Genomic DNA, 11,848 nt, shown 5'->3' with positions numbered 1-11,848 from the left:
CCCCTCAGGGAGTGGTACTGACCGGGAAGGAGAAGCTGTAGCCCTGCTTCTTGAGCCAGGGCAGGTACTCCTTCAGCGCGGCGACGGTCTCGCTGCGGTCGCCGCCCCCGTCGTGGAAGAGGACCGTCGGCTGCCGGGGGAGCTTGCCCTCCACGGTGGCGAGGATGGCTTCCAGGCCCGGGCGGTTCCAGTCCTGGGGATCGACGCTCCAGCCCAGCGGGCGCATGCCGCTCGCGGCGGCGATGGCGCGGCTGTCAGGGGTGAAGGCTCCGCCCGGCGCGCGGTAGTACGTGACAGGGACCCCGGGGACGGCCTTCTCGATCATGGCCTTGCCGTCGAGGATCTGCTGCCGCTGGTAGGCGACGGGCTTGTGGTCCATCGTGATGTCGTGGTCGACGGAGTGGTCGCACAGCTTGTGCCCGTCGGCGGCGACCGCGCGCGCCAGCTCCGGGTACTTCTGCGCCTTGGTGCCGATCATGCAGAAAGTGGCCTTGACGTGGTTCTTCCGCAGCGTCTCCAGGACCTGGGGCGTCCAGCGGGGATCCGGGCCGTCGTCGATGGTGATCGCGACCTGGCGCCCCGAGCCCTGCGCCAGCCGTGAGATCCCCAGCGGGACCCCGGAGGCGCTCCGGGCGGTCCCCTGGGCGGCGCTCGCGGTTCCGGCCGGTGCGGCGTGGTCGCCGGGGGGCGCGTCCGGGGCATGGCCCACCGAGCCGTCCGTGGCGGCGTACGCGGGAGTGCCGGCTGCCGCCAGGAGGCCGAGGAGGGCGGCCGCAGCGACGGACCCCGCCCGTCGACGACGTGCGGAAGTGGTGGTGATGCGCATGGACGTGCTCTTCCTTTGCCCTCAGCCCCCGGATCTCGCTGGTCGGTCCAGGCTAGGTCATCCGTTCGGACCCCTTTCTCGACCGAATGGCCCGTTTTGTGTGGCTCAGTGCACACGGGCCCCTCGGCGAGAGGCCGACAACCTCGGAGCGCCAACGGTTGTGGCCGCGTCCGTGGTGCCGCGCCGCCTGTGAGCAGTGTCACGGCCCGTCGGCGCCGCGGGGCCGCGGGGAGCGGCCCCGGCCGGCCTACGGTGCCGTCGCGGCTCCGCAGTGCTTCCTGATGAGCGCGTACGAGGCGATGCGGTCAGCGAGGTCGTAGACGGGGGTGGCCAGCATCAGCTCGTCCGCCCCCGTCTCGGCCGCCAGGTGTGCGAGCCGCTGCACGACCGCCTCGGGCGTGCCGACGGCCTGCTGGGCGCGGAAGCCCGCCAGCGCCTGCCGCTCCTGCTCCGTGAAGGGGTGGCCGGCCGCCTGCGCCGGGGTCGGGAAGGGCGTCTGGCTCTCCCCCTTCAGGAGGCCGGCCTTGACGACGTTCATCGGCCCGGCCCGCCGGACGGCTTCCTCCTCCGTCTCCGCGCACACCGCCTCCACGCACAGCAGCACCCGGGGCCGCTCGCACCAGCGGGACGGGGTGAACGCCGACCGGTATCGCTCCAGCACCGCGAGGGTGTTGTCCGGCCTGATGTGGTGCGCGACGGCGACCGGCAGGCCGAGTTCCGCGGCGAGCGCGGCCCCCGCGGGGCTGGAGGCGAGCAGCCACGGCTCCGGCAGCGGCCCCAGTGCCACCTCGTCCACCAGGAACGACAGGATCGCGGCCACGTCGTCCCGGTACTCGGCATCCGTAGCCGGGCCGGCGCCGCGGCGCAGCGCCCGCGCGGTGGGCTCGTCGAACGTGCCGGGACCGCGGCCGATGCCCAGGTCGATGCGGTCCTCGTGCAGGGCGGCCAGCGTGCCGAACTGCTCCGCCAGCGTGAGGGGGGCGTGGTTGGGGGCCAGCACGCCGCCCGAACCGAGACGGATGGCCGAGGTCGAGGCGGCCGCGTGCGCCGTCAGTACGACGGGTGGGAACGCGCCGATCGCGGGAGAGTGGTGGTGCTCCGCGTACCAGATGCGGTGGTAACCGAGGTTCTCCAGTCCTTGGGCGAAGGCCGTGGTGTCCCGCAGGGTGTCCGCGGCTCGGGTGCCCGTTTGCACCATCGCGACTTCCAGCGCTGAAAGGGGTATGTCGAGCAGCATGGCGTCAGCATAGGGATCGCGGGTGGCGGCGCGGACGAGCGTGATCGTTTTCGCGCCACACCGCCACGCCGCCGCGCCGCCCGCCGCCGCTCCGCCCGCCGCACCGCCCGCCGCCCCGCCGCAACCGGCGTCGCGACAACCGGAGTCGCCGCTGCGGCTCAGTGCTCCTTGAGCAGGGCGCAGGCGAAGTTCTCCTGCACGGTGCGCAGTCGGGCCAGCAGTGCGGGCTTGTTGCCCTTGCTGGTCTGGGTGTTGATCGAGAAGGTCAGCGACCGGGTTCCGTCGGGTGTGGCGGCGGCGAGCTGGGTGTATCCGGGGAAGTTCCCGGTGTGGCCGTAGAGCACTCCGCAGCGGGTGGTGTACTGGAAGATCGCCAGTCCGGCGGCGTTGGTGCCGGGGCCGGCCGGCTCCGAGGAGTCGCCGGGACGGAAGGTCAGCTGCTCCTTGCGGGTCTGCGGCGACAGCAGGGCCGGACCGCCGTAGGCCCGGATGAAGGTGCCCAGTTCCCTGGGGGTGGAGACGATGCCGCCGGAGGCCCAGACACCGGAGGCGCCCAGGGCCTCGCTGATGTCCTCCGGTTCGGCGGGCGGCTGGACGTCGTAGCCGTGCAGGTACGGCTGCGGGAGCCGGTAGCCCAGGGGGAGGCTGGTGCGGCGCAGCCCCAGCGGGCGGTACACGAGCTCCTTGAGGAGGTCCTCGTAGCGGCGGTCGGTGACGGCCTCGGCCATGAGCGCGACGGCGATGTTGTCCGAGTTGGAGTACTCGTACAGGGAGCCGGGGGCGAAGCGCAGCGGCTCGTCGGCCACGAAGTCGAGGAGGGTGCGCGGGTCGAACACGTGGCGCGGGTCGGCGTTGAGGATCTCCAGGAACCCGGGGTCTGCCGAGTAGTCGGGCAGACCGCTCGTGTGCTGGAGGAGCTGGCGCAGCGTCACCGCGTGCCAGGCCTCGGGCTGTCCGGGCAGGCGCTCGCCGATGGTGTCGTCGAGGGAGAGCAGGCCCTGGTCGACGAGCCGGAGGGCCACGGCCCCGCTGAACGCCTTGGCGATGCTGGCGATGCGCATGTGGTCGTCGGGGTGCGGCGGGCGACCGGTGGCGATGTCGCCGACGCCGGCCGTGTACACCTCCGTACGGTCGCCCCGGGTGAGCATGGCGATGACCCCGGGAGGGCCGTCGTCCTGGGCGACCAGCCCGTCGAGCTGCCGCTGGAGGCGCTTGTCGTGGTGCGGGCGGCCGTCGCCGGGGCCCGGGTCACCGGCCGCCTGTGCGGGCTGCAGCAGCCCTGCGAGCGCGGCGGCGGTCAAGGCGGTGGCGGACAGCCCGGTGCGGAGGCTGCCTCGGCGGGCTCGGGCGCGGGCACGGGCGCGGGTCGGCATGTACGTGGCTCCTGGTGTGCTCGGGAACGGCCGGGACGACCGGGGCGGGCGGCGGCGCCCGGCCCGGCCCAGCAGTAGCAGCCCGGGCGACCCACCGGGTCCGCGGCGCGCGCCGCGACCCCCCGGTTGGCCGCGCAAGTCGCCGTCGGACGGTCGCCGTCGGACCCAGGTCGCCGGGGAGCCGGGCGGGCAGCTGCCGTCCGTACGGCACGGCCTGCTCCGAACAGGTCACCAGGAACGGCGGCGCGGTCGCGCTCCGCCCGCCGCGCCCCCGGTCCTGGTAGTCACGGGAGCGAGGTCCCATCCTTCCGAGCGACGGAGAGAACATGCACGCACGCCGATTGGTCACCGTCCTCGCCTCCACGGCCATCACCGTGCTCCTCGGTGTCGCCGGCGCACACGCAGAGGGGGTGACCGGCCCGGACGGCGGCTCGGACGGCCCGGTGCCCTCGGTTCCCGTACAGCACGGCGACAAGGGCGGATCCGGCATCACCGGCTACGAGGTCGTGCGCCAGGAAGGCGCGGTCGTCGAGCCGAACGCGTTCGAGCAGGTCGTGGCCACCTGCCCGGCCGGTAAGAAGGTGATCGGGGGCGGGTTCGTCGGCAACGGGGCCAAACTGCTCACGATCCGGTCGTTCCCCGGCAGTGGCAACACCTCGTGGATCGTCACCGTGCAGAACACCGACACCGTGCCCCTGGGATTCAGCGCCTACGCCATCTGCGCGAACGTCGCGAGCTGAGACCGAGGCGGCGTCCGAGGCGTCGGGCAGCGCTCGAAGGCAGGGTTCAGCGTGCTTCCCCCGCAGGGACCGCCGGCATGGAGCCCGCGCCTGCGGCGGCCTGCTCGGGCCGTACCGGTGGCACGGCCAGGAGGTGCTGGGCGGCGTCGGCGGCGGTGTAGGCGGAGGCGAAGGTGAACGCGCGGGGGGACGGCCCGTGGGCCCGCAGGTCGGCCAGCCGCTCCAGGGCTTCGCCGACGGTCGGCAGGTGCCCGGCGGGGACCCACCAGAGCACCAGGTGCGCCTCGACGTGCCGCTCGAACCATTCGCGGCGCCGGCGCATCACTTCCAGGTGCCCGCTGCGGTAGGCGAAGTCCCACAGGGCCTCCTGGGTCTGCCACACCGACAGGTTGACGATGACGTCCTCCCCCGCCGGGCGCATGCCGGTGGCGTCGGCCTGCCCCTCCTCCACGAGCCGCCACACGAAGCCGGGCGCACGGTCGGCGGCGGCGTTGACCGGATCGAGCATCTCGACGAACGGTGCCATGCGCGGGTCGTCGAAGGGGTGGAGGAGCGTGGCGACGTTGAGCTGGGCGAGGTGGGTGGCGTGCGCCGATGCGGTCATGGCCTCATCCCAGCACGACCACCTCTCTATGTCAACGGTCGTTGTTTTTAGAATTCTCGATCACCACACAACACTCCCCCGGCCGGGCATCCATACGGGCGCGAACGGGACCGTCCGCACCGAACAGCCCTTCCAGCAGCGCGAGGTTCATGCCGCAGACGAGCGGCGGGAAGTGTTCGGCGACTGCGTGGAAGGGGCAGTTGCGCATGCGGACCACAGGCTCGGGCGCCCCGGTCACCGCCACGGCGCCTTCGGCATCCTGGACGCCGTCCCCGCCCGCCACGCCCTCACCGCCTTCCAGGTACGGTTCGTAGCCGCGGCCGGCCAGCATCTCCATGGCCTCTTCCAGTCCGCCACAGGGCGGCGCCGAGCCTCGCAGGGCCTCGCCCCTGCGGCCTGCGGCCGCGCACAGCGCCGCGTCCAGACCCGCCTGCTCGGCGGCCTCGGCAAGCAGCTCGGCGGCGGTGAGGTAGTCGCGGGCCGGCAGCGACACCGACCGCTCGGCCCGCGCCCTCGTGTACACCTTGGCCGGCCGGCCGGCCCCCGGGCCCGAGCGGCCCGTCAGACGGCGGCTGCCGCTCTCCAGCAGCCCGGCCTCGGTCAGCCTGTCCAGATGGTGCGCGGCGAGCGTGCGCGCCACACCGGCCGCCTCGGCGGCCTCGTTGCGGCCGACCTCGCGGCCCTGCGCCGCCACGTACTCGTACAGGCGGCGCCGCACCGGATCCTGCAACATCGCGATCGCGTCGATATCCTTCACGCGACCATTCTAGGAACAACGCAGATTGGACTTAGAAAGGCGAAGCCACCTCCGCAGGGAACCCCGCCGGGTCAACCGCCGACGGTCAGCCGGACGGGCGCCGTCGCCGGCGGCCGCGGCAGGCTCAGGCCCGGACCGCCGGGCGTGATCGAGCCGAGGACGCTCGCGCGCCGGGCGCCCGTGCACGAGGGGACGGTGCCCGGCAGGCCGTGCGCGGTGAGCCAGCCCAGCACGGCGAAGGCGTACGCCTCCTTCGCCCCCGCAGGCAGCCCGAGTTCGTCCGAGGACCGCACCACGCACCCGCCGTTCTCTCCGGGGCCGCCGGCCGCACCGGGCCGTCCCAGCTCCTCCCGCAGCCAGTCCATCAGCACCGGGTTGCGCGTCCCCCCGCCCGATGCGATCACCTCGGTGGCCCCGAAGGGCCGGATCGCGTCGGCGACGGTCCGGGCCGTGAGCCGGGTCAGTGTGGCGACGACGTCCTCGGCGGGCAGCGGCCCGTACGGGCCCAGTGCCGCGCGCAGATAGGGCAGGTGGAAGAGTTCCTTGCCCGTCGTCTTCGGCACGGGACGGGCGTAGTACGGGTCGTCCAGCAGCCTTCGCAGCAGCGGCGGGTGGACCGCGCCCCGCGCCGCGAGAGCTCCGTCCGTGTCGATCGTGTACGCCCCACCCGACGCGTCGTGTCCCGCCAGCGCGCGCACCGCCGCGTCGATCAGCGCGTTGGCGGGACCGGTGTCGAAGGCCAGCGGTTCGCCGCCGGTCCCCTCCGCCCCGCCCGGTACGACCGTCACGTTCCCGATCCCGCCCAGGTTGAGTGCGACCGGTACCCCGGGCCGGCCCCGCAGCCACATCACGTCGACGATGCTGACCAGAGGCGCACCCTGTCCCCCGGCCGCCACGTCGCGGGTACGGAAGCCGGAGACGACGGGCCGGCCGGTCGCCTCGGCGATCCAGGCCGCCTCGCCGATCTGGAGCGTGCCGTGCACCCGGCCGTCCTCGGCCCAGTGGAAGACCGTCTGCCCGTGCGACGCCACCAGGTCGGCCCGGCCGCCGCACAGCTCCTCGTCCGCTCGCACGGCCGCCGCGGCGAAGGCCCGTCCGATGCGGGTGTCGAGCCGGCACACCGTGGCGAGGTCCGCCCCGGCGGGGGGCAGGGCCCCGGCCAGGTCCGTCCGCAGATCGTCGTCGTAGGCCGTGCTGACCATCCCCAGGGGCGTGAGCACCAGCGTGTCGCCGTCGAGGGCGAGGTCGGCGGCGGCCGCGTCGATCGCGTCGTACGACGTGCCGGACATCAGCCCGACCACACGCAGCGGCCTCACCGCAGCGCCCGCTCGTGGTCGTCGCCGCGCAGCGTCAGGAGTGCGGCGACGCTCACCGTGCAGGCCGCCGCCGCGTAGTACCCGGGGACGTCGGGATTCCCGGTCCGCCCGACCACCTCGGTGATGATCAGTCCCGCACAGCCCGAGAACACGGCGTTGGACAGCGCGTACGCCAGCCCGAGCCCGGTGCAGCGCACCCTGGCCGGGAACATCTCGGCCAGCATCGCGGGCCCGGGACCCGCCAGCAGGCCGACGCCGGCACCCGCGGCGAACAGCGCCGCTCCCTTCGCGTACGCCGGCCCGCCGGGGTCCTGCACGAGGTGCAGCAGCGGGAGCGCGAGCACGGCCACCAGCAGGGCTCCCGCCACCATCACCGTCCGCCGCCCGATCCGGTCGCTCAGCTTCCCGGCGGGCAGGATCGCCGCGGCGAACCCCAGGTTCGCCAGGACGGTGCCGAGCAGGGCCCGCTGGAAGGTGGTGCCGAGCGTGCTCTGCAGGTAGGAGGGCATGACCACCAGGAAGGTGTAGCCGGCCGCCGACCAGCCCATCATCCGGCCGACGCCCAGCACCACGGCCCGGACCGTCTCCCCGGGACGCGGCCGGGGCTCGCCCCGGGTCCCGGCGCCGCCCGGCGCGCGACCGCCCGGCGTGACGGCGGGCGGCTCCTCCCGGGGCAGCCGCAACCGCAGCCGCAGTGCGACGAGCCCCAGCGGCAGGGTCAGCAGGAAGGGCACGCGCCAGCCCCACCCGTACAGCTGCGACGCGGTCAGTACGCTCGCCAGGACCACCGCCACGGAGGCGCCCGCGAGCAGTCCGAGCGCGACCGTGAACGACTGCCAGGCCCCGTACAGGCCCCGGCGGCCCGGCGGCGCGCATTCCGTCATGACCGAGACCGCCCCGCCGAACTCCCCGCCCGCCGACAGCCCTTGCAGGATCCGCAGCAGGGTCAGGAGCCACGGCGCGGCCGCGCCGATCGAGGCGTACGTGGGCAACAGGCCGATCATGGCCGTGGCACCGGTCATCAGGCAGACGACCAGGACGAGCGCGGGCCGCCGGCCCACGCGGTCACCGAACCGCCCGAACATCGCGGCCCCGACCGGCCGGAAGAAGAACGCCAGGGCGAACGACGCGTACGCCTTGACGAGCCCCTCCACCTCGCTGCCGCCCGCCGGGGTGAAGAACTGCGCCGCGATGACGGTGGCGAAGTAGCCGTAGATCCCGAACTCGTACCACTCGATGAAGTTGCCGACGGATCCCGCCACCAGTGCCCGGCGCGCGTCGTCCGGCCGGACCGTCACGGGAGGCCGCACCGGACCGGGGACGGGTGTGGTCATGGATCAAGCGTGCTGACCCGCGGGCGGCTCCACAAGTGCCGTCCGCCATCTGCCGTACGCCGCCCCGTCGGGGAGTCAGGCGCGCCGGGCGCCCACCAGCCGGAAGGCGGCGTACAGGGCGACGCCGGCCAGGGCCAGGACCATCGAGCCCTCGATGAGCTGCGTCGGCCAGTAGTGCGAGACCGGGTGGAACTCCACGTACCAGCCGGTCACGTCCATGTCCGCCGGGCAGACGCGGCAGGTTCCGGGTCCGCTCGAAGCAGGCGTACTCGGGCAGGCGCTCACCGGTGGTGCCCATGAGCTCGTGCCGGGCGAGCGGGTCGGGGTCGGCCATCGGCTCGTCGAGGAGCAGCTGGCCGGGGCGCTTGCCGAGGGCCAGGGCCAGGGCGACGCGGGTGCGCTGCCCGACGTAGGCGAGCGGCTCGCGTGCCGCCGTGTGCAGGGTGCCCTCCGTGGGAAGCACGGGGCCGGCGGCGAGGCTCAGCAGGGAGGACTTCCCGGCGCCGTTGGGCCCGACGCCCCGGTCGGCGAGTTCGTCGTGCAGCGGAGACTCGGCCGGGGCGCTGCCCAGGGACTTCCGGACGAAGGTGCCCAGTCACCGCTTCGCCTCGACGAGGCCTTCGCGTTCCCGTTCCTGTTCGCGGTAGGCCTTGAGGACGGTGTTCGGGTTGATCGCGGTGGCCTCCACGACCTCCCGCGCCGTCGGCAGTTCGTCGCCCGGCTCCAGCAGGCCCAGGGGGGGATCACGCACGGGGTCGCCGGTCTTCGCTCAGCCGGCCTCCGTACCCTCCTCCGGCCGTTCGGCGTGCTGGTCCGTGGGCTCGTCCTTCAGCCACAGCGGGTGCTCCCGCTCCGCCCAGGGGCGCTCGACGGACCCGGTGCGCATCCCCCTCCGTGCCTCCGGGTCGGCGAGCGCCATCCTGATGTGCCCGGCCAGTACCACGCCTATGGCCAGGGCCAGCCAGTCGTGCACGAAGGTGGCGCTGGTGCGCCACACCAGCGGTGCCAGGTGCGTGAACCACATCAGCACACCGGTCGCCAGCATCACCAGGACGGCGCCCGCGATCCACGACGCGTAGATCTTCTGGCCGGCGTTGAACTTCCCCGCGGGCCGCGACGCCCGCCGGCGGTCGCGCCGCCGCACCGCGCGCAGCCACCTCCTGTCGTGCGGTCCGAAGCGGTTCAGCCTGCGCAGGTCGGCACGGAAGGCGGCCGAGGCGAGACCGGCCAGGAACGGCGCGGGCAGCAGGATCCCGGCCCATTCGTGGACCGTCACCACGAGATCCCTACGGCCGACCAGTTCGGCGAGCTGCGGTACGTACAGAGCGGCCGCGGTCGCCACGCACAGCAGGGTCAGCGCGGCGGTCACGCGGTGGACCCAGCGCTCGGCACGGGTGAACCTGGCGACCCGTCGGGTCGGTTCAGACGGTGGGGGTGTCACTGCGCCCGTTGGACCCGCCGACCCACGCGTCGACGTCATAGCCCCGCTCCTCCCAGTAACCGGGTCGCACCTCGGACGTGACGGTGATCCCGGAGAGCCATTTCGCCGACTTGTAGAAGTACATCGGTGCGACGTAGAGCCGGACCGGGCCGCCGTGCGCGTGGCTGACCGGCTTGTCCTGCATCTGCAGACAGACCAGCACGTCGTCCCGTCGGGCCTGCGGAAGCGTGAGGCTCTCGCTGTACGTGCCGTCGAAGCAGGTGAAGCGGATCGCCTTGGCCTCGGGGCGGACACCGGCGGCGTCCAGCAACAGGGACAGCCTGACGCCGGCGAAGGGGGTCTCGGGGACCCGCCAGCCGGTGACGCACTGTACGTCCCGCACGACACGGTTCTGCGGCAGCGCACGCAGGGCGTCGAGGGTGTACGTCGCAGGGCGCTCGACCAGGCCGTCCACGGTGAGCCGGTAGTTCTGCTCGTCCTTCCGCGGTACGGAGGTGGCGACGGAGTAGTACCGGAAGCCGCCTCCGTTGGGAAGCAGCCCGGTGAGCCCGGTCGGGTCCTTGTCCGAGGCGGCCCCGAGGAAGGCCTCGATCCCGCGCTGCACGTACGGAGCGGCAGCGAGGCCCCCGGCGCCGAGCCCGAGCATGCCGAGCACGAGACGGCGGCCGACCGGGGTTCCCTCGAAGTCGGGATGGTCTGTCGTCACCCCTTGATTCCAGCACCCCGGTGTCCGGGGCACCAGGGAGACCGGCGCGACGTCAGACTTCCGTCACAGATCCTTCCGGTCCCCCGGCAGGCGCCCCACCGCGGGCCGGAAGGGCAGGCGCCCTACCGGGCCGGGCGCATGTCCGGCAGGATGATCCGGCGCACCGGAGGTCACCCGCGGCGGTGGCCCGGTCCGGTCCCGCCCGCGATCCGGAGGTCCCAGTGGCTCGGCACGACGACCAGGCGCGGCGCGACGAGCTGTACCGCGACCCCTATCCGCTCTACGAGCGTGCCCGCCGGGCCGAGGGGCTGACGTACGTACCCGAGTTCGACGCGTGGCTGGTGGCGCGCGACCGGGACGTACGGGAGGTGCTGCTGCGCGCGGAGGACTTCTCCTCGGCCCATGCGCTGCTGCCGGACATCCCGCTCTCGGACGCGGCGCTCGGCGTCCTGCCACGCGGGTTCGGCCCCCGGCCCACCGTCGTGTCCAGCGACGGCGCGGCCCACCGGCGGCACCGGGCCCCGCTGAACCGGGGGCTGTCCGCCGCCCGCGTGGCAGCGCTGCTGCCGTACGCCCGGACGTGCGCGAGCGAACTGGTGGACGGCTTCGCGGCGGACGGGTCCGCTGAGCTGGTGGAGGCGTACGCCCGGCGGCTGCCCGGGATGGTGGTCGGACGGCTGATCGGCCTGGACCCCGCCGACGTGCCCGCGGCCGTGCACGGCGGCTACCGGGCCGAGGAGCTGCTGTTCCGCCCGCTGTCGCCGGAGGGGCAGGTGGCCGCCGCCGAGGACGTGGTCGCGCTCCAGCACCTGCTGGACGGGTACGTCCGCGACCGGCGCGAGCGTCCCCGGGACGACATGTGCTCGACCATGGTGGCCGCCCTGGCCCCCGGTGACGCCGAGCTCACCCTCGAACTGCGGCACGAACTGGTGACCAGCCTGCAGAACCTGCTGATCGCCGGATTCCTCACCACGAGCGCCCTCATCGCCACCATGCTGATGCACCTGCTCGGCGACCGGCGCCAGTGGCGGATGCTCCGCGCCGATCCGTCCCTGATCCCGGCGGCGGTGGAGGAGGCCGTCCGCCACGACACCGCCATCCAGGCCTTCCGGCGGACCACCACCCGGCCGGTGACGCTCGCCGGGACGAAACTGCCCGCGGCGGCCACGGTGCTGGTGGCGTACGGCTCGGCCAACCGCGACGAGCAACGGTACGAGCGCGCCGGGGAGTTCGACATCACCCGGCCCGCGAACCGGCAGCACCTCGCCTTCGGGTACGGGACCCACGGCTGCCCCGGTTCGCAGCTGGCCCGCGATCAGCTCCGCCTGACCCTCGATCTGTTCATCCGCCGCATGCCGGAGCTGCGACTGGACCGGGAGCGTCCACGGCCGCAGATGCGGCCCACGCTGATCCACCGCTCACCGCAGTCCCTGTACGTCACCTGGTGACACGGCGGCCGTTCACTCGTCCGAGTTGCGCGCCCGCTCGTCTCCTGCCTGCCCGCCACCGTTCGT

12 protein-coding genes and 2 pseudogenes are annotated in these 11,848 nt (G+C 73.7%); 2 read left to right on the top strand and 12 right to left on the bottom strand.

From position 1 onward, the window contains the following. Nucleotides 1–4 precede the first annotated feature (4 nt). The 3 genes from KO717_RS35280 to KO717_RS35270 all read right to left on the bottom strand — a co-directional run bounded on the left by KO717_RS35280 (nt 5) and on the right by KO717_RS35270 (nt 3,436). Nucleotides 5–826: a polysaccharide deacetylase family protein gene (locus KO717_RS35280; protein WP_301373721.1), complete on the bottom strand. Its 822-nt coding sequence runs from the start codon at nt 824–826 to the stop codon at nt 5–7. 247 nt (nt 827–1,073) lie between these two features. Beyond that, nucleotides 1,074–2,060, bottom strand: coding sequence for an MsnO8 family LLM class oxidoreductase (locus KO717_RS35275; protein WP_301374943.1), 987 nt, complete (start codon nt 2,058–2,060; stop codon nt 1,074–1,076). A 161-nt stretch (nt 2,061–2,221) separates the two neighbouring features. Continuing rightward, nucleotides 2,222–3,436: a serine hydrolase domain-containing protein gene (locus KO717_RS35270; RefSeq protein ID WP_301373719.1), complete on the bottom strand. Its 1,215-nt coding sequence runs from the start codon at nt 3,434–3,436 to the stop codon at nt 2,222–2,224. 326 nt (nt 3,437–3,762) lie between these two features. On the opposite strand from KO717_RS35270, the gene KO717_RS35265 reads away from it, so the two are divergent. Further along, nucleotides 3,763–4,176, top strand: coding sequence for a hypothetical protein (locus KO717_RS35265; RefSeq protein WP_301373718.1), 414 nt, complete (start codon nt 3,763–3,765; stop codon nt 4,174–4,176). Between the two features lie 46 nt (nt 4,177–4,222). Here KO717_RS35265 and KO717_RS35260 read toward each other — a convergent pair whose 3' ends face one another. The 9 genes and pseudogenes from KO717_RS35260 to KO717_RS35220 all read right to left on the bottom strand — a co-directional run bounded on the left by KO717_RS35260 (nt 4,223) and on the right by KO717_RS35220 (nt 10,274). Continuing rightward, on the bottom strand, nt 4,223–4,780 hold the full coding sequence (locus tag KO717_RS35260) for a DUF3291 domain-containing protein (protein ID WP_301373717.1): 558 nt from the start codon (nt 4,778–4,780) through the stop codon (nt 4,223–4,225). A 31-nt stretch (nt 4,781–4,811) separates the two neighbouring features. Continuing rightward, complete coding sequence (locus KO717_RS35255) at nt 4,812–5,537, bottom strand: helix-turn-helix transcriptional regulator (RefSeq protein WP_301373716.1); 726 nt, start codon at nt 5,535–5,537, stop codon at nt 4,812–4,814. A 71-nt stretch (nt 5,538–5,608) separates the two neighbouring features. Continuing rightward, the gene (locus tag KO717_RS35250; RefSeq protein WP_301374941.1) at nt 5,609–6,844 is read right to left on the bottom strand and encodes an anhydro-N-acetylmuramic acid kinase; all 1,236 of its coding nucleotides are present in this window, start codon (nt 6,842–6,844) and stop codon (nt 5,609–5,611) included. 5 nt (nt 6,845–6,849) lie between these two features. Further along, nucleotides 6,850–8,187, bottom strand: a complete 1,338-nt coding sequence (locus tag KO717_RS35245; RefSeq protein WP_301373715.1) for an MFS transporter — start codon at nt 8,185–8,187, stop codon at nt 6,850–6,852. Between the two features lie 75 nt (nt 8,188–8,262). Next, on the bottom strand, nt 8,263–8,400 hold the full coding sequence (locus KO717_RS35240; RefSeq protein WP_301373714.1) for a hypothetical protein: 138 nt from the start codon (nt 8,398–8,400) through the stop codon (nt 8,263–8,265). A gap of 76 nt (nt 8,401–8,476) precedes the next feature. Next, nucleotides 8,477–8,704, bottom strand: a pseudogene (locus KO717_RS35235) (ABC transporter ATP-binding protein); the annotation flags it as partial. Further along, a pseudogene (locus tag KO717_RS37565) lies at nt 8,684–8,923 on the bottom strand (GntR family transcriptional regulator); the annotation flags it as partial. The pseudogenes KO717_RS37565 and KO717_RS35235, both read right to left, overlap by 21 nt. Nucleotides 8,924–8,956: 33 nt before the next feature. Further along, complete coding sequence (locus tag KO717_RS35225; RefSeq protein ID WP_301373713.1) at nt 8,957–9,667, bottom strand: cytochrome b/b6 domain-containing protein; 711 nt, start codon at nt 9,665–9,667, stop codon at nt 8,957–8,959. Then, nucleotides 9,609–10,274, bottom strand: a complete 666-nt coding sequence (locus KO717_RS35220) for a molybdopterin-dependent oxidoreductase (RefSeq protein WP_301374940.1) — start codon at nt 10,272–10,274, stop codon at nt 9,609–9,611. Before KO717_RS35220 ends, KO717_RS35225 begins: the two co-directional genes overlap by 59 nt. A 281-nt stretch (nt 10,275–10,555) precedes the next feature. Here KO717_RS35220 and KO717_RS35215 point away from each other — a divergent pair, with 281 nt between their 5' ends. After that, entirely contained in the window at nt 10,556–11,782 is a 1,227-nt protein-coding gene (locus KO717_RS35215; RefSeq protein WP_301373712.1) for a cytochrome P450, read from the top strand. The last annotated feature ends 66 nt before the right edge of the window (nt 11,783–11,848 follow it).

Origin of the sequence: Streptomyces xanthophaeus, assembly GCF_030440515.1 — a bacterium.
Taxonomy (GTDB): Bacteria; Actinomycetota; Actinomycetes; order Streptomycetales; family Streptomycetaceae; genus Streptomyces; species Streptomyces kutzneri.
This window is presented reverse-complemented; position numbering and strand designations above follow the sequence as displayed.

What these genes read in the sequence shown, in the direction of transcription:
- KO717_RS35265 (WP_301373718.1), top strand. Translation starts at nt 3,763, where the DNA reads ATGCACGCACGCCGATTGGTCACCGTCCTCGCCTCCACGGCCATCACC.
- KO717_RS35260 (WP_301373717.1), bottom strand. Translation starts at nt 4,780, where the DNA reads ATGACCGCATCGGCGCACGCCACCCACCTCGCCCAGCTCAACGTCGCC.
- KO717_RS35245 (WP_301373715.1), bottom strand. Translation starts at nt 8,187, where the DNA reads ATGACCACACCCGTCCCCGGTCCGGTGCGGCCTCCCGTGACGGTCCGG.
- KO717_RS35270 (WP_301373719.1), bottom strand. Translation starts at nt 3,436, where the DNA reads ATGCCGACCCGCGCCCGTGCCCGCGCCCGAGCCCGCCGAGGCAGCCTC.
- KO717_RS35220 (WP_301374940.1), bottom strand. Translation starts at nt 10,274, where the DNA reads ATGCTCGGGCTCGGCGCCGGGGGCCTCGCTGCCGCTCCGTACGTGCAG.
- KO717_RS35225 (WP_301373713.1), bottom strand. Translation starts at nt 9,667, where the DNA reads ATGACGTCGACGCGTGGGTCGGCGGGTCCAACGGGCGCAGTGACACCC.
- KO717_RS35280 (WP_301373721.1), bottom strand. Translation starts at nt 826, where the DNA reads ATGCGCATCACCACCACTTCCGCACGTCGTCGACGGGCGGGGTCCGTC.